This window comes from Actinomycetota bacterium (assembly GCA_028698215.1).
GTDB lineage: Bacteria > Actinomycetota > Humimicrobiia > Humimicrobiales > Humimicrobiaceae > Halolacustris.
Map to the genome: position 1 here is coordinate 1 of JAQVDY010000016.1, position 16532 is coordinate 16532.

The 16532-nt window shown below is 44.8% G+C and carries 14 protein-coding genes; 7 read left to right on the top strand and 7 right to left on the bottom strand.

Translation table 11 applies throughout. From position 1 onward, the window contains the following. Positions 1 to 373: 373 nt before the first annotated feature. The 3 genes from PHN32_05910 to PHN32_05920 all read left to right on the top strand — a co-directional run bounded on the left by PHN32_05910 (position 374) and on the right by PHN32_05920 (position 4880). Positions 374 to 1375 carry an IS481 family transposase gene (locus tag PHN32_05910; GenBank protein ID MDD3777124.1) on the top strand — a complete coding sequence of 334 codons (1002 nt, stop codon included), beginning with the start codon at positions 374 to 376 and terminating at the stop codon, positions 1373 to 1375. A gap of 109 nt (positions 1376 to 1484) precedes the next feature. Beyond that, complete coding sequence (locus PHN32_05915; protein MDD3777125.1) at positions 1485 to 3962, top strand: PAS domain S-box protein; 2478 nt, start codon at positions 1485 to 1487, stop codon at positions 3960 to 3962. A gap of 39 nt (positions 3963 to 4001) precedes the next feature. Beyond that, positions 4002 to 4880, top strand: a complete 879-nt coding sequence (locus PHN32_05920; GenBank protein MDD3777126.1) for a patatin-like phospholipase family protein — start codon at positions 4002 to 4004, stop codon at positions 4878 to 4880. Position 4881: 1 nt separating this feature from the next. Here the strand turns inward: PHN32_05920 and nadC are convergent, their stop codons facing one another. Genes nadC through nadA form a run of 3 tightly spaced genes read right to left on the bottom strand, consistent with a single transcriptional unit; the run spans position 4882 to position 8282 of the window. Next, positions 4882 to 5739, bottom strand: a complete 858-nt coding sequence (gene nadC, locus PHN32_05925) for a carboxylating nicotinate-nucleotide diphosphorylase (protein MDD3777127.1) — start codon at positions 5737 to 5739, stop codon at positions 4882 to 4884. After that, the gene (gene nadB, locus PHN32_05930; GenBank protein ID MDD3777128.1) at positions 5732 to 7363 is read right to left on the bottom strand and encodes an L-aspartate oxidase; all 1632 of its coding nucleotides are present in this window, start codon (positions 7361 to 7363) and stop codon (positions 5732 to 5734) included. Before nadB ends, nadC begins: the two co-directional genes overlap by 8 nt. 4 nt (positions 7364 to 7367) lie before the next feature. Continuing rightward, complete coding sequence (gene nadA, locus PHN32_05935; protein MDD3777129.1) at positions 7368 to 8282, bottom strand: quinolinate synthase NadA; 915 nt, start codon at positions 8280 to 8282, stop codon at positions 7368 to 7370. A 180-nt stretch (positions 8283 to 8462) separates the two neighbouring features. Here nadA and PHN32_05940 point away from each other — a divergent pair, with 180 nt between their 5' ends. Both PHN32_05940 and PHN32_05945 read left to right on the top strand, forming a co-directional pair. Beyond that, on the top strand, positions 8463 to 10532 hold the full coding sequence (locus PHN32_05940) for a DNA topoisomerase I (protein MDD3777130.1): 2070 nt from the start codon (positions 8463 to 8465) through the stop codon (positions 10530 to 10532). Next, positions 10477 to 11343: a fumarate hydratase gene (locus PHN32_05945; GenBank protein ID MDD3777131.1), complete on the top strand. Its 867-nt coding sequence runs from the start codon at positions 10477 to 10479 to the stop codon at positions 11341 to 11343. The genes PHN32_05940 and PHN32_05945 overlap by 56 nt, the downstream gene beginning before the upstream one ends. Here the strand turns inward: PHN32_05945 and PHN32_05950 are convergent. The 4 genes from PHN32_05950 to PHN32_05965 all read right to left on the bottom strand — a co-directional run bounded on the left by PHN32_05950 (position 11292) and on the right by PHN32_05965 (position 14687). Next, a complete protein-coding gene (locus PHN32_05950) occupies positions 11292 to 11846 on the bottom strand; it encodes a FumA C-terminus/TtdB family hydratase beta subunit (GenBank protein ID MDD3777132.1) in 555 nt (184 codons plus the stop codon). The two genes, PHN32_05945 and PHN32_05950, sit on opposite strands and share 52 nt — an antisense overlap. Continuing rightward, positions 11836 to 12666 carry a hypothetical protein gene (locus PHN32_05955; protein ID MDD3777133.1) on the bottom strand — a complete coding sequence of 277 codons (831 nt, stop codon included), beginning with the start codon at positions 12664 to 12666 and terminating at the stop codon, positions 11836 to 11838. Before PHN32_05955 ends, PHN32_05950 begins: the two co-directional genes overlap by 11 nt. Before the next feature lie 58 nt (positions 12667 to 12724). Further along, positions 12725 to 13504 carry a Cof-type HAD-IIB family hydrolase gene (locus PHN32_05960; GenBank protein MDD3777134.1) on the bottom strand — a complete coding sequence of 260 codons (780 nt, stop codon included), beginning with the start codon at positions 13502 to 13504 and terminating at the stop codon, positions 12725 to 12727. Between the two features lie 154 nt (positions 13505 to 13658). Continuing rightward, on the bottom strand, positions 13659 to 14687 hold the full coding sequence (locus PHN32_05965) for a LacI family DNA-binding transcriptional regulator (GenBank protein MDD3777135.1): 1029 nt from the start codon (positions 14685 to 14687) through the stop codon (positions 13659 to 13661). Between the two features lie 187 nt (positions 14688 to 14874). Here PHN32_05965 and PHN32_05970 point away from each other — a divergent pair, with 187 nt between their 5' ends. Both PHN32_05970 and PHN32_05975 read left to right on the top strand, forming a co-directional pair. Continuing rightward, positions 14875 to 16047: a Xaa-Pro peptidase family protein gene (locus tag PHN32_05970; protein MDD3777136.1), complete on the top strand. Its 1173-nt coding sequence runs from the start codon at positions 14875 to 14877 to the stop codon at positions 16045 to 16047. A gap of 102 nt (positions 16048 to 16149) precedes the next feature. Further along, on the top strand, positions 16150 to 16524 hold the full coding sequence (locus PHN32_05975; protein MDD3777137.1) for a sensory rhodopsin transducer: 375 nt from the start codon (positions 16150 to 16152) through the stop codon (positions 16522 to 16524). Positions 16525 to 16532: the final 8 nt, after the last annotated feature.

Consider the following 16532-nt stretch of genomic DNA (forward strand, 5'->3'; position numbering starts at 1 on the left):
TCCTCTTCTTGCCCTGTTTCAGGTTCCTGGGCAGGCTGCCCGGTTTCTTCTACCTTTTGGGGTTCAGGTTCAGGGCTGGGGGCAGCCTGTTCCGGTAGGGGCTGGCAGGAAAAAAGAAGCCATACCACAGACAGGATGGCTAAAATTAATGCTGTATATGATTTATGATTAAAAATATGTCCCCTTTATATAATTTGTTTGACTAGATTTTATAATTAAAGTGCACTATTTAAGAGTTGTGTTTACAACTCTAGTTTTAAAAGCTCTTTGAAAACAAAATAAAAATATAGATACAAACTGATAGATAAAACACTACCTCCAAGTGTAAAATATTTGATTAGCAACAAAAAAATATACACACAAGGGGGTAGCGATGACCAAAGATGATTTCATCTTGGGCCACAGGTTAAGTTTACTATCACGGGCCAAATCTATCAATAACATTTCCAGGGCCTGCAGAGAAGCTGGAGTTTCCAGGACCTACTACTACAAATGGGCTAAAAGATTTACCACCTACGGAATCGTTGGTCTTAGAGAAAGAGAAAAATCCAAACCTAAGATGCCCAATACCACCAGGTCAGAGATAGTGGATAAGATATTAGCATTTATTAAGGAATACCCCACTTATGGTCCGGCAAGAATAGCCAATGAACTAGATAGTATTGTCTGTCCCGCCACAGTGTATAATATTTTAAAAAAGCGGGGCTTAAACCGTAAAATTGACAGGCTCCTTGCCCTAGAGGATATACCAGTTTCTGTAAGCCTGAGCCCAGTTATGGCCAGAAAGATAGATGAGGCAGGCCCACTTCCGAGGATAGAAAGCCACTACAGTGGCTATATGCTATCAGTTGATACCTTTTATGTATGCCGGCTAAAGGGAGTGGGCAGGATCTATCAGTTTAGCGCCATAGACACTTTTTCCTCTTTTGGGTTTGCTTATCTCTATACTGATAAGAGCGCAAAATCTGCCATAGATTTTATAGACAAAACTGTGGAAATTTTTGCCCAAATTGGCATAACTGTAGAAAGGGTATTAACTGACCACGGCAAGGAATATACCACCCACTGGGAAGGCGGCTACCACCTGTTCGAAAAATATCTAAGGTCAAAAGATATCAAGCACCGCTATACTAAAGTAAGGCACCCTTGGACCAACGGATTTGTAGAAAGGTTCCAAAGGACTATACTGGAGGAATTCTACCAGCCGTCTATGCTTAAAAAGACTTACCACAGCTTAGAAGAGCTTCAGGATGACTTGGGCCAGTTTCTATATTTTTATAATTTTCAAAGAACGCATCAAGGATATAGAACAAAAGGTTCTAAGCCTTGTGATCTTTTATATAAATGTGGTGACTTTTTATCATTATCACCATAAAATAATATTTAATATTTTATGCTTGGAGGAAGTTAAACTGTAAGCACCAAGCTTAGATAGTACAATTAAAGCAGTTATAAAATCAAATAATTAAATGGTATATGTTAAAATGATGGGAATGGAATATTTAGGCAAAAAAGACTTGGATGAAGCTCTGTGGATAAGCTGGTTTGATCAGGAGGGGCAAATTCTGCTATGGAGCAGAAGGGCAGAAGCGGTTAGCGGTTACAGCAGGAAGCAGCTGGATGGCCGGGTTTGGGAACTGCTGTTTCCGGATAAACAATACCGGCAAAAGATAGAGGGGGCTTTAAACCTGCTGATAAAGGATTCTTCCACCTCCAGCTGCCTGGAGGCAAACATTACCGGTATCCAGGGAAACAAGGTAGCCATGGTCTGGAATGTATTTCCGCTGGAACCAAAAAGCGGCAAGCCCGGCTGGCTCATACTGGGCCATGAAACAAAATCCTCTTCTGCTGAACATAATACCTGGTTTAAAGTTTGGATGGATAATATACCCCATATTGTCTACATTAAAGATGACCAAGGTTATTATATCTTTGTAAACCCTTATTTCAGCCAATTGGCTGCCCGCAGCATAGGCCAGGTTATCGGGAAACAGGACCGCCATATATGGCCTCAAGCTATTGCAGATGTACTGGTAAGAAACGATAAGGAAGTCCTGAAAAAAAACAAGCCCCAGTATTACCGGGAGTCTATGGCTACCGGACAGGTTTTTATGAGTATAAAATTTCCCTTAAACGGTAACAACCAGAGAGTACTGGGGGGAATATCCATAGATATTTCAGACCAGGTTAAACAGGAAGAGAAGATCAAGCGGGATAAGCAAAGATATGAGCAAACCCTGAGCCTGCTGCCGGATATCTTGTTTGAAACAGACCGGGAAGGGCAAATAACTTTTCTAAACCAGGCAGGAAAGAAGGTACTGACTTTAGGCCAGGATGACATTGAAAGGGGAGTGCTGGCCCTGGAGCTAGTAGCAGAAAAGGACCGGGAGGAAATAGAGCATGAGTTTATGTCTATTTTAAAAAAACAGCGGTCCAAATCGAAGCTGTTGGAGTTTGATATACAGGGAGAGTCGGATGTTATCACTGTAGCCGGGCATATAGCCCCCATAACTGATGGGGTGCAAATACTGGGTGTAAGGGGCGTGGTGGTAGACATTACCCTTTTAAAACAAAAAGAAAAAGACTTAAAGGAAAGTGAAGAAAAATACAAAAGGCTGTTTAACCATTTAAAAGACGGCATTTATGTCAGCACCCTGGATGGCAGGTATATTGATGTTAATCCTGCCTTGGTAGACATGCTGGGCTACCCTAACCGTAAAGAGCTGCTGGCCAAAAACATAATAGAAGATATTTATGTCGATCGCAGCCAGAGGCCTCGGCCTTCCCAGAGGGTGAGGCCTTTTGAAACCCAGTTAAAAAAAGCAGACGGAAGCAAGATATGGGTGGAGATAAGCTGCCAGGTACATATGGATGAAGGAAAACCTGCTTATTATGAGGGCATAGTAAGGGACATATCTATACGTAAGGAATATGAGGAAAAATTAAGGTTCAAGTCATTTCATGATGGCTTGACCGGCCTCTATAACCGGGCTTATTTTGAAGAAGAGCTGAGACGTTTGGACCGCAAAAGGCAGCTGCCTTTAAGCATAATTATGGGAGATGTGAATAATTTAAAATTAATTAATGATGCTTTTGGCCATCAGCAGGGAGACAAACTGCTAAAGAAAACAGCAGAAATCCTGGCCCAGGCCTGCCGGAAAGAAGATATAATAGCCAGGTGGGGCGGAGATGAATTTGCCATACTGCTCCCTAAGACTTCCCAGCAAACCGCGGCAAGAATTGTGGATAGGATAAACGATATTGCCGGTACATACAAACAAGTTTATGTTCCATTGAGTGTTTCCCTGGGTAAAGCTACCAAAATAAGCGAAACCCAGAGCTTAAGGCCAGTATTGGCAGAGGCTGAAGATAATATGTACCGCCAGAAACTTTTGGATAAAAAGAAAGTAAGCGGTCAAGTGATCATGTCTTTGGAAAAGGCTCTGCTTAAAAAAAATTATTATAGTGTCAGCCATATACAAACTGTAAAAAAAGCAGCATTGTCTATTGGGAAGGAGCTAGGCCTTTCCGGGACCAAGCTGGATGACCTGTCTCTATTGGCCGGAGCTTACCAGATAGGCAAGATTTCCATTCCGGATAATGTAATCAACAAGAAGGGCCCGCTAAATGAAGAGGAATGGAAAGCCATAAAAAAGTATCCGGAAGCAGGTTACAATATTGCCGAAGCCATACCCCAGATATCGCATTTATCTGAAGCCATACTGTCGCATAGGGAATGTTGGGACGGCAGCGGATATCCCCAGGGGCTCATGGGTGAAGCCATCCCTTTATACGCCCGCATAATTGCCATTGCTGATGCTTATTCAGCTATGGTAAGCCGCCATTACCGGGCCAGGTTAAGCCACCAGCAAGCCATAGGGGAGCTTAGGGAAAATGCGGGGATACAGTTTGACCCGTATCTAATAAAAAAGGCTATTCTGGCTTTAGATAAGAATAATTGAAATATTTATAAAAAGATGGTTTAGCCTTATAATTGGAGTATGCTGTTCAAAAAGAAAAAAATCGGCTTAGCTTTATGCGGAGGGGCAGCCAGAGCCCTATGCCATGTAGGGGTATTAAAAGAGCTGGACCAGCTGGACCTAAACTATACGGCTATCAGCGGTACCAGCATGGGGGCTATAATCGGCGCTTTTTACTGCTCCGGGGTGCCCCTGGAGGAAATAGAGGATTTTATCCGTGACATGGACTGGCGGAGCATGCTCATGTTTTCTGATATTACAATGGCCCGCATGGGAATAATAAATGGAAAAAAAGTGGAAAAGATACTGCATGATTTTTTGGGCAACAGGACCTTTAGCCAATGCCGGCCCCAATTTTGCTGTGTGGCGGTGGACATGCTTACCCAGAAAAAAGTGGTATTACATGAAGGCAGGCTGGTGGATGCAGTAAGAGCTTCCATATCCATACCAGGGGTGTTTTCTCCCGTAAAGCTTGATGACATGGTGCTGGTAGACGGAGGGGTAATAGAGCCCCTGCCGGCAAAAGCCATAAAAATGTTTGATGTGGATTTTACCATAGGGGTATCCATAGTTCTGGATAAGCTTAAGGACAGCAGCAACTATTATCAGAGCCTGGCCCAGTATGACCCGGAACCTAAAATCAAGAAGTTTTTTAGAAAACTTTTTAGGCACAAGAATCCCAGCCGTTTATCTACCTATGAAATATTAAATACCAGTTTTAATATAATACAGAGGGAAATGGCCAAGAAATATTACCAGTATACCGATCTGGTGATAGAGCCCAAAGTGGGAGAATACGGCTTTTTTGATTTTATCAAAGGCTCCGATATAGTAGAGAAAGGCTGCATAGCTGCCCGGGAAAAATTACCTGAATTAAAACAAAAGCTAAAATTAAGGTAATCTAGCCAAAATCCATAGAGAAGTCGGCAGCGGGAGCAGAATGGGTTATATAGCCGGAAGAAATTAGGTCTATGCCTGTCTGGCAGTAACTTTCCAGGTTGTCCAAGGCAACATTTCCTGAAACCTCTACCAGGGTTCCCGGTTTTGCTTCCCCCCTTATTTTCTTAACTGCTTCCCTTATCTGGCCGGTATCCATATTGTCCAGCATAATAATGTCTGCACCGGATTCTACGGCCTGCTGCAGCTGGTCACTGTTTTGGACTTCCACTTCAATTTTTAAGGGATGAGGTATCCTGGATCTTATGGCTTCTACAGCTGCTGTGAGGCCCCCTGCGGCCTTGATATGGTTGTCCTTTAACATTACCCCGTCAAACAGCCCAAACCGGTGATTATAGGCTCCTCCAACCTGTACTGCATATTTTTCCACCAGCCGCAATCCGGGTTTGGTTTTCCTGGTATCCACTACCTTCACTCCATAGGGAGCGGCTATGTCAGCAAACTGCCGGGCTATGGTAGCGATGCCGGAAAGGTGTTGTATAAAATTTAGGGCTGACCTTTCTGCTGCCAACAGAGAGGCGGTAGGCCCCTTTAATAAAGCTACTTGGTCTGGCCGGGATACTGTTTGGCCTTCGGATGCTAATTTTTCCATACTTATGCTTCCATCTACCTGCTGGCACAGCCATTGGGCTAAATCCAGGCCGCAGACTACAGCCTGCTGTTGTTTGCATTTTATATAGGCTTGGCTGGTGTGTCCTTCCGGCAGCAGGTATTTGGTAGTGATATCTCCAAACCCGGCCAGGTCTTCGGCCAGGGTTTTTTCAATCAGCTCCCTTACCTGGTTTTGGTTTAGCTTAAGCATCTTTTACCTCTTCAAATATTATTTTATCCTTTTGAAGCAAAATATGCTTACGCCAGTTAACATCATCGGTATGGGGAAAGTCATTTCTCTGATGGGTTCCCCTGCTTTCTTCCCTTAAAGCGGCTGCTTTGGTAAGCAGGTAGGAAACGGTAAGCATATTTGCCAGTTCTATTTTAGATTTATCTTTTTGATTATAGAGGGCCTCATGGTTAACGTATTGGGCAATGAACCCTGAGACCTGGCCCAGGCCTTTGGCATCCCTTAAGATACCGGCTTTCTGGGTCATTATCTGTCTTAGCTGCCGGCGTATTTTATCTGTATCCAATGGCTGGGCCCCTTCTTTTTGAACAGGGGGCATTTGCCAGGGCCCTAACTGGCTGGGTGCAGTTTCCTGTTTGAGCCTTCTGTCTATTTCCCGGTATATATTCCACCCGTATACCAGGCCTTCAATCAGGGAATTGGAGGCCAGCCGGTTGGCCCCATGGGCTCCAGTGGCGGCTACTTCTCCGCAGGAATACAGCCGGTCCAAGGTAGTTAGGCCCTGGTAATCAGTTTTTACCCCGCCATTCATGTAATGGGCAGCAGGAGATACCTTAACCAGGTCCTTGTTTAGGTTCAGGCCGTTTTCCTTTAATTTGTACAGTATATTGGGGAACCTCACTTTCAAGGTGGTAGCGGGCAGGTGGGTGGCATCCAGGTAAACAAAATTACAGTTGGTTTCATTCATCACCCTGACCATTTCCTTTACTACTATATCCCTGGGGGCTAGTTCCGCCAAAGGGTGCTTATCCAGCATAAATCTCTTCCCCTGGCAGTCCCTTAGGTAAGCTCCTTCTCCCCTTAATGCCTCACTGATGAGGAACAGTTTCTTATCTTTGGTTCTAAATACTGTGGGGTGAAACTGCACGAATTCAATGTCCATGATGGCCGCTCCCGCCCGGTAGGCCATGGCAATGCCGTCCCCGGTAGAAATATCAGGGTTGGTGGTAAGGTTAAAAATCTGGCCTATTCCCCCGCTGGCCAGAACTACAAAGGCAGCAGGGTGTATCTCCAGCTGGCCGTTTTCTAAATTAAGCCCTATAACCCCGGTGCATTGGCCGTTATCAGTCATCAGGTCCAGGGCGAAATAATTGGGATAAAATTGAATATTTTTAGTGCTCTGGGAGTACTTTACCAGCTTTTTTTCGATCTCTTCCCCGGTAGCGTCTCCCCCGGCATGAAGGATTCGGGGATAACTGTGGCCCCCTTCCGTGGTAAGGCTTATTTCACCTTCAGATATATCAAAAACTATTCCCAGCTCTATCAGTTTTTCTATCATCTTCGGGGCATTCTTTACCAGTATCTTTACTGCTTCCGGATCGCATAGCCCCTGCCCGGCTACAATAGTGTCCCGGTAATGGTTCTTCCAGAAATCAGGTTTCTTAATGGCAGCAGCTATGCCCCCCTGTGCATACCAGGTAGTGGATTCGGACAAGGAACTCTTGGTTAGGACTTTTACCTTATGTTTTTGGGAAAGCCTGATGGCAGTAGAAAGCCCGGCAATACCACTGCCAATGACTATGCAGTCACAAGGGTCTGCCTGCTGATAGTAATCTGAAGGATTTATTACATATCTTGGTATCATATTTTCAGCTAATGGCCAGCATCCTGTCTATAGCTTTCCTGGCCTTATCCATAACATCTTTATCCAGTTCTATCTGGTACTGCTCTTCTTCCAAAGCCCAGTAAACCTTTTCCAGGTTTATCAATTTCATATTGGGGCATATGCTTTTGGGGGAGGCAGGATAAAATATTTTTAGAGGATTTTCTTTTTTCATTCGGTGGATAATGCCTGTTTCAGTACCGATAATAAATTCCTTAGCATCAGATTTTTTTACATAATCCAGCATGCCCCCGGTGCTGGCTACCAAATCTGCCACTTCAATTACATCGGGAGGAGCCTCGGGATGCACCAGTACCACCGCGTCCAAGTGCTCTTTTTTTAACTGTACTATATGCTTGGCGCTGATGGTAACATGGGTAGGGCAATACCCGTTCCATAAAATCATTTCCCTGCCGGTCTGTTTCTGGACGTAGCTGCCCAGGTATTTGTCAGGGATAAATATTATGGGGCGGTCCTTATCAATGGAATTTACCACTTTTACTGCATTGGAAGAGGTGCAGCATATGTCGCTTAAAGCCTTTACCTCTGCAGTGGAATTTACATAGCATACTACCACTGCTTCCGGATGTTTTTGTTTGAGCTCTTCTAGCTGCTGGGCATTAATCATGTCCGCCATGGGACAGCCGCTGTAACGGTCGGGAAGCAGTACCATGCGGCCAGGGGAAAGTATTTTGGCAGTTTCTGCCATAAACCTTACTCCGCAGAACACTATGATATCGCTGTCAGTCTGGGCAGCTTTAATGCTTAACTGCAGGGAATCCCCCACAAAATCAGCTATATCCTGGACCTCGCCTATCTGATAGTTATGGGCTATTATAACCGCATTTTTTTCTTTTTTAAGTTGGCTGATCCCAGCAGCTAAATCTAATTTTGTATTCATAGCCCTACTATGGTAAATAAATAATATCTGTTATTTTAAAACAACCTGGCTTAAATTAAAATATGTAAAAATATTTACTTTAAAGAAATATACAGTCGGTTTGGGCCCAGCGGATGAAATTAAAGCCTATTTTATTGATGGGCTCTTTTATGATATGATTTCAAATTCAAGGAGATTTTATTGAAATTTATAATATCAGAAAAAGAAATAGCAGCCCGGCGAATAGCGGATATACTGTCCGGCAGGAAAGCCAAGGAAGAAAAGGTATACGGTGTTCCTACCTACAGGTTCAGCCTGGATGGACAAGAGTACCGGACTATAGGCCTGAAGGGCCATATACTAAAAGTGGATTACCCCCGCCAGTATTCCAATTGGTTTAAGGTTGACCCCATGGAGCTTATAGAGGCGGAGATAGAAAAAATTCCCATACAGAAAAAAATCATACAGGCCTTAAAGAAAACTGCCAAGGAAGCAGATCAAATCATTATAGCTACTGACTACGACCGGGAGGGGGAGCTTATTGGTTATGATGCCCTTACCCTGGCACAGGAAGTAAACCGGGAGGCTGCGGTCAAGCGGGCTAAATTTTCTTCCATTACTGAAAGAGAGCTGCAGGAATCCTTTAATAAATTGGGCAAGCTGGACCATAACCTGGCTTTTGCCGGCAGGGCAAGGCAGGATATAGACCTTATATGGGGAGCTACTTTGACCCGGTTCATTTCCCTGGCCTCCTACCAGGTAAAGGATAAGTTTCTTTCAGTGGGCAGGGTGCAGACCCCTACCCTTACCCTGATCGTAGACAGGGAAGAGGAGATAAAGAAATTTAAGCCGGTGCCTTACTGGGTGATAAAGGTATCTCTTTCTACTGAAGATGGACAGAAGTTTGAAGCCGGACATAAGAAAAAGAGGTTTTTAGGCAGGGAGGAAGCAGAAGCGGTGTATAACCGTTTGGGAAGCAAGGCCACAGTGGACCATATAAAGGAGAGCCAAAGGAAAATAAAGCCTCCCATTCCTTTCAATACCACCGGCTTGATTGTGGCGGCTAATGCTATGGGCTTTACTGCCAACCGTACCATAAATACTGCAGAAAATTTATATATGAATGGATTTATAAGTTATCCCAGGACTGATAATACCGTATATCCTTCCTCCATAGATTTAGCTGAGGTTACGGCAGAGATCGGCAAGTCTTCCTATTTTAAGCAGGACTGCGCCCGGGTACTGGCCCAGAAAAAAATAACTGCTTCCAGGGGCAGGAAAAGATCTACCGACCATCCCCCCATATACCCTACCCTGGCTGCTTCACAGGGCAAGCTTACCAGTGATGAATGGAAGATATATGAGCTGATAGTGAGAAGGTTTTTGGCCACCCTTTCTCCCCCAGCTACCATTAAAAGCGTATCAGCCAGGATAAACATAAATGATGAAATATTTGTGGCTAACGGCAGCCGTCTTATAGACAGGGGCTGGGTGGACCTGTACCCTTATTACAAGCACCAGGACCTGTTTATCCCTCATTTAGAGGAAGGCCAAAAGCTAGCTGTAGACAGCAGGCACCTGGAGGATAAGGAAACTAAACCCCCGGCCAGGTATACCCAGGGCAAACTGGTAGAGAAGATGGAAGAGCTGGGTTTGGGCACCAAAGCCACCAGGCACACCATTATACAGAACCTCATAACCAGGGGCTATATCAAGGGCAATCCCCTGGAGCCTTACGAAAAGGCGGTATCAGTAGTAAAAATGCTTAAAAAACATGCAGAAAGGATATCCAGCCCGGATATGACTGCAGAGCTGGAGATGGATATGGACGGCATAGCTTCCGGGGAACAAACCCAGGAGCTGGTGGTAAATAAATCCAGGAAGATGCTCAAGCAGGTTATGGCCAGGCTTAAGGATGAAAAGGAAGAAATAGCCAAAGAGATTAAAAATGGAGTAAAAGAAGATCTTAAAGTGGGTAAGTGCACCCAAGAAGATTGTCCCGGAGACCTGATTATAAGGGTTAGCCGAAACAAGAAGCGTTTCATTGGCTGTAACGCCTATCCCCAATGCAGAAATACCTTTTCTCTTCCCCAGAAAGGACTTATACTTACTACCAAGGATAAATGCAAGGAATGCGGTTTTCCGGTAGTTAAGATAATAAATAAGGGAAGGAAACCATGGAACCTTTGCATCAATCCCCAGTGTCCGGCCAAAGATGAAAAGTATAAAACTTACAACCATAGCCAAAGAGCTGGCCAAACTGATAGTTGAGGCCAGTTTTAATCTGCCTGCGGATATAATTTCAGCTCTAATTAAGGCCAGAGAAATCGAGACCAGTCCCACTGCGGTAAAGATACTGGATTGTATCCTGGAAAATGCCCGCCTGGCTCCGGTAGAAAAGCTGCCCCTTTGCCAGGACTGCGGCCGGGTGTATATAAATCTGGCAATAGGCCCCGGCATATGCATAGAGCAAAGCCAACTTTTGGAAGCAAAAGTAAATGATGAGGTAGCTAAGGCTTATCAGCAGAACTACCTGCGAAAATCCATAGTGGACGACCCTTTGTTTGAAAGAAAAAATACACAGGGCAATACCCCGGCTTTGTTGAGCATGGAGCCTTCCAGCCAGCCGGGCCTTACCATAGAAGTTAACTTGAAAGGGGGAGGAAGCGAGAACTGTTCTTACCTGTTTATGCTTAATCCTTCCACCCGGCCCCAGGATATAGTTAAACTAGCCACAAGGACAGTAAGGGAAAATGTGACCAAGTGCTGTCCCCCGGTAATCATAGGCCTGGGAATAGGCTCCGGTGCTTCAGGAGCTGCAGTTTTAGCCCGGAAGGCCAGTTTCAGGAATCTTAATAAAAGAAACGCCCATCCCCAGTACCGGAGGATGGAGCAGGAGATTTTAGAGGCGGTAAACAGCTTGGGTATTGGGCCCCAGGGCCTGGGAGGAAAGACTACTGCTCTGGCCTGCAATATAGAGTATGCTCCCTGCCATATGGCCACTTTGCCGGTAGCCCTTTTTTTAGGGTGTCATTCTTTGCGCAGGGCTTCTTCAAACATATCTCCGCCCCACATGTCATAGGCCACAAACAGGGGAAAGCGGTCCAGGTATATCTCATAGATGGCTTCTGCCCCCAGATCTGTATAGGCCACTGGCTTAATACTGGTTACTTTAAGTCCCAGGTAAGCGGCAATTCCCCCTATGGCTACCAGGTATACTGCTTTGTATTTCTTTAACAGCTCCCGGTAGGCAGTGCTTCGCCTGCCTTTTCCTATCATGACTTTCAGTCCTTGCTTCAGCAGGGGTTCTGTCAGGTTATCCATACGGGCAGAAGTAGTAGGCCCTACCGCTCCGCTTTTTTTATGGGGAGGAGCAGGTGAAGGCCCTACATAAAAAATGACGGCATTATGCAGGTCAATGGGCAGGGGCTCTCCTTTTTTTAGGGATGATATCAGGCGCTGATGGGCCATGTCCCTGGCTCCGTATACTTTTCCGCTCAGGCTTACCATGTCACCTGCTTTCAGGCGGGCAATCCCGGCTTCATCCAGCGGGGCGGTAAGCTCTTTTTGGGGTTTAGTAATCATCTAGGTGCTTATCTTTTTTAAAGTAATTGTCATAGGAGTAAAGGGGCTTGCGGGGGTCTTTACTCTTTCTTCCCCGGCGGGAACTAAAGATAAGGGCAAAAATTATAAACAGTATAAACAATCCTATAAGACCCAGGGCTATGATTAAAAAGTAAGACAAAAACTTGGTTTTCTTTCCTTCTATTTTGATGTCTTTTTTCTGTCCGTAACCAATATTCCACAGGGCTATATTATTGTCTCCCTGTACATCGGCATTGGTCTGGGTGATTTTTACCGGGAACTTAACCTGGTAGGTAATGCTCAACATATTGGGATCGGCCTTGATTAAGTCTTGCAGTCGCCCGTAGTCGGAATCCTGGGCGGAAGCTGCAATCAAGCTGGGATCAACCTCCATATCAATATAGTCATAAAAAAAATAGTCGCTATGGAAAAAATAGTCATCAATGCTCATTTTGGCATAAAACCGGGGGTTGGGTTCCTGGGAAAAATTATCTATGGATACATGCTGTAAGAAATTTATATCCTGGAAAGCGGAAGTAGACCTAAAATGGGTATAGTTTTGTTCTTCATAGGTATCTACTTCTCCAGCAGGCAATGCTGCTATAAGCTTCTGGTAAAGGGTCTGGTCTCCGGTCAGCACTACTTCGCCTTTCTGCAGGTATTCTGTCTTTATGGCCAGGTCCACCACCCTGGTACCGCTGTAATCAGTATTTATTTCGGTATAGATATCAATGATGGTCTGGTCACAGGCAGAGGCAAATATAATTAGGGCAGATAGAAGGCAAATTAGTGTAATTTTGTATGCCAGGGTTTTTTTCATTTGGAACTAATTTTACCATATTAAAACGGTAGAGAATAGGGAAAAACTGAAGCAAAGCCTAAAAGCCTAATACTTTTTTTATAGCTATGCTTACCCCATGGTGATCCAGGTCTTCGGTTACCCAGTCCGCGGCTTGCTTAAGTTTTTGGCAGGCGTTGCCCATGGCTACTCCCACCCCGGCCATGCTGATAATTCCCAGGTCATTTTCTCCGTCTCCGATGGCCATTACCTGGCTCGGTTCCAGCCCCAGGTAATGGAGTACTTTGTTTAAGGCAAAGGTTTTGCCTGCCTGGCGGCTGAATATGTTTACGTAATTAAAGCCCGCGTCCCTTATTTTTATATCTTTAAGGTTCTGGCCTATGCTTAAAGCATCGATTGGCCCGGATTCCTCTCTCTTTAGTATGGTAGCTAAAAGCACTTGGCCGGCTATATCCGGATCCATAAGGTCATCAACTTTTCTCATATAATGCTTGTGGGCCACTTCGCTTAGTCCCTGCTCGTAAACCAAGTCCCCGTCTAATGTGCTTAGAAACAGCAATTGGCCGGTTTTTCGGGCAAATTCTATTATTGATTTCACCGAGCCAGAATTAATCAGCCGGTAATCCAGGTGGTTTAAGCCCTGGTCTACGATCAGGGTTCCATTGGATACTACCTGGGGGTTGGGAGGGCGGAAAGTATTTATAATCCTTTTGGCCGCATTAAGGTTTTTACCGGTGATAAATACCACTTTTATACCCTGCTGGATACAGCGGCTGATGGTCTGCCGGTTCTGCCCGCTTATGGCAGATTCAGAATTAAGCAGTGTTCCGTCTGCGTCTATTGCTATCAGTTTAATCATTTTTTTAATTACCTAATCCCTTGCCTTTAATTTCTGGCTGCTGCCAGAGACCCATTATAGCATCTTAATTAATAATATCTACATACGGCCGCTAACCGGTGAAGTTTATCTGGTTTGGCCAAGTCAGCAAGCAGGGGATTGTCCTTAATTAAGGTTACAGCCTTTTTACCGACTCCCTTATTACCAGCCGGGGCTCTAAAATTATCTGGGTAAAATCCGCAGATATATTTTCCATTTTTTCCAGCAAAATTTTAGCGCTGTAGCTTCCCGTCCTTATTTTGGGCTGGTGAACAGTGGTAAGGGGAGGGCATAGGTAGGCAGTAGCCATAATATTGTCGTATCCTATTACGCTGTAATCATCTGGTATACTAAATTTCAGTTCCCGGGCAGCTTCATATATGCCTATGGCCACAATATCGCTTAAGGTGACCACAGCCCTGAAATTGTATTTATCCTTTTGCCGGTGGCACTCTTTCATGGCCCGGCAGCCGGCCTGGATACTTAAATCAACATTTTTGACTAGCTCTTCCTGGGGCCCAATGCCGTATTTCTTTAAAGCCTTCAGGTATCCTTTAAGGTAATTTTTTGATGATGACAGCTGGGAAGGGCCGTTTAGCAGAAGAATTTGTTTATGTCCCTGCCCAATTAGATACCCTGCAGCATCAAAAGCCGCCTTTTGATGGTCAACATAAACAAAATTTATATCTTTAAAATCCGGCCTGCAGTCAATGTAGACCGCGGCCAGCCCATTATCCCTGATTAATTTGATATTTTCAGATTTAGCATTAACCAGGGATATGATAATCCCGTCCACTCCCTTGGCCAGCATATTGATTATATTCTTTCTTTCCAGCTGCTGGTCATAATTGGAATCACAGAGTATCATGGTGTAATTTCTTGCATCCAGGGCCTGGCCAATGGCATCTATGGTTTCATAGTATAAGGGGTTTTTTAAATCATTGAGGATAAGCCCTACTGTTTTAGTTTTTTTATCCCGCAGCCCTTTGGCCAGCAGGTTAGGATAATAGTTAAGGTCCTCTGCTATTTTTAATATCTTTCTTTTGGTCTCTTCATTGGCGGCAGGATCGCCCCTTAAGGCCCGGGAAACGGTGGAAGCTGAAAATCCCGATTTTTTAGCCAGGTATTTAATGGTTACTTTTTCACTTTTATTTTGGCTTGACATGGTACTACCATAATAATATATTATTGGTATCGTTGCCACAGGCTGACTGTAAATTACGCATTGTTTTTAAAATGCAAAAAACAAAAAAACTAAACTGCAAAAACTTTTCCGACATAATTGGTAACGTTGCCAGTACTAACAGGGGACTGGCAGTCAATACATAAGCAAACAAGAGAAAGGAAATTAGATGCTGGCTAAGGATGAATTTGAAAGAAGGAAAAAGGCTGTAATCAAAATCCTAAATAAAAATGACCTGAGGGCCTGCCTTATTTATTATGATGAATTAAATATTGGCAATGGCTGGTATCTATCCGGATGGTGCCCCCAGTTTGAGAGCGGCAGCATACTGGTTACCGATACCGGGTATGCCGCTATCTTAGGGGGACCGGAATCAGAGCCTTTTGCCAAGATGGATTGCACTATTAAGGAAACCAAGAACATACCGGTATTCATGGTTCCTGATGAAGAGTATCCCTATGCTGAAATAACTGATTTTAAAAGCGTGTTCAGCCAGATTTTTGGCACCAGCCAATTGGATAAAATAGGGGTAGTAGGATTAAATTCCATGCCTTATGGGGTATATAGCCTCCTGACCCAGGACCTGGAAGGTACCAGCCTGGTGGATATAACCGGCGAGTATGAGGCCTTGAGGATAAAGAAATCAGCTTATGAGATTGAAATGATGCAGAAAGCTTCTGATATAGCAGATTCAGCTTTTAAAAAAATGCTGGATAATGTCCAGGCCGGAGTGGCTGAAACCTATTTGGCCGGAGTGGCTGAAGGCCAGATGAGGATGTTGGGGGCTAACCGGTTTGGCTTCCAGACCATTGTAGCTGCAGGAAAAAGAAGCTGCGGCGTGGTTCCTACCGCTACTGACCGTAAACTAAAGGAGGGGGAGATGGTGATGCTGGGGATAAGCCCCCGGTACAGGGGATATGCAGCTGCTGCAGGATACAGCACCGTAGTAGGAGGCAATCCTACTTCCCAGCAGAAGGAGTATTTAAAAATATTGTCGGAAGCTTACCTGGCCACCAAGGATATGCTTAAGCCGGGCATGGTAGGCAGAAACAATTACCGCCAGATTAAGGAATTTTTTGCCGGGCGGGGCGGATATGAAAAGTATATTGTTTGCCCCTTTGTGCATACTATTGGGTTACATGAAGCAGAGGCTCCCTTCTTTGGGCCCCATAGCGATGATGTGCTGGAGCCTGGCATGACGGTGTGTATAGATGTGTCTTTGTTCGGGCATCCAGGTTTTCATGGAATGAGGCTAGAGACGGCATTTTTGATTACCCCCCAGGGCCACCGGCCGTTTTCCAGCTATATGGATAAACTGATATCCGGCCTGTCGGCAGGGTAAGCTGCACAGTTAAAGCAAGGGGTCTAAAAGGATTAAGCAGCAGGTCCCTGACGGGCGAAGGCCATAAAAATTTAGAAAAGACAAAGGATAAAGGAGGCTGTATTGGAACAGGGAGAAGGAAAAAGGATATGGCTGTTTCCGGATGGAGAATTGCCGGTGCCTGACCCTGGCAGCACGCTGGCAGCTCACGAGGCTTTGATGGTATTAAACACTTCTGGCCGTGATGCCAGCCTGAAGCTTTCTTTCTATTTTGAAGACAGGGAACCTGAAGAAAATATCAAGTTGGCGGTCAAGGCCAAAAGAGTGAAATGTATAAGGATGGATGATCCGGTGCAGCTGGGCGGTTTTAAACTGCCTTACAGCACCCAGTATGCGCTGAGGGTAGAAAGCAATATACCGGTAACGGCTACTTTTGGAAGGCTGGATACCGCGTCAGACAGGATGGCTTTTTATACCAGTGCCTGGCACTGCTACTGAGAATAGCA

What these genes read in the sequence shown, in the direction of transcription:
- PHN32_05910 (MDD3777124.1), top strand. Translation starts at nt 374, where the DNA reads ATGACCAAAGATGATTTCATCTTGGGCCACAGGTTAAGTTTACTATCA.
- PHN32_05915 (MDD3777125.1), top strand. Translation starts at nt 1,485, where the DNA reads ATGATGGGAATGGAATATTTAGGCAAAAAAGACTTGGATGAAGCTCTG.
- PHN32_05920 (MDD3777126.1), top strand. Translation starts at nt 4,002, where the DNA reads ATGCTGTTCAAAAAGAAAAAAATCGGCTTAGCTTTATGCGGAGGGGCA.
- nadC (MDD3777127.1), bottom strand. Translation starts at nt 5,739, where the DNA reads ATGCTTAAGCTAAACCAAAACCAGGTAAGGGAGCTGATTGAAAAAACC.
- nadB (MDD3777128.1), bottom strand. Translation starts at nt 7,363, where the DNA reads ATGATACCAAGATATGTAATAAATCCTTCAGATTACTATCAGCAGGCA.
- nadA (MDD3777129.1), bottom strand. Translation starts at nt 8,282, where the DNA reads ATGAATACAAAATTAGATTTAGCTGCTGGGATCAGCCAACTTAAAAAA.
- PHN32_05945 (MDD3777131.1), top strand. Translation starts at nt 10,477, where the DNA reads ATGAAAAGTATAAAACTTACAACCATAGCCAAAGAGCTGGCCAAACTG.
- PHN32_05950 (MDD3777132.1), bottom strand. Translation starts at nt 11,846, where the DNA reads ATGATTACTAAACCCCAAAAAGAGCTTACCGCCCCGCTGGATGAAGCC.
- PHN32_05955 (MDD3777133.1), bottom strand. Translation starts at nt 12,666, where the DNA reads ATGAAAAAAACCCTGGCATACAAAATTACACTAATTTGCCTTCTATCT.
- PHN32_05960 (MDD3777134.1), bottom strand. Translation starts at nt 13,504, where the DNA reads ATGATTAAACTGATAGCAATAGACGCAGACGGAACACTGCTTAATTCT.
- PHN32_05965 (MDD3777135.1), bottom strand. Translation starts at nt 14,687, where the DNA reads ATGTCAAGCCAAAATAAAAGTGAAAAAGTAACCATTAAATACCTGGCT.
- PHN32_05970 (MDD3777136.1), top strand. Translation starts at nt 14,875, where the DNA reads ATGCTGGCTAAGGATGAATTTGAAAGAAGGAAAAAGGCTGTAATCAAA.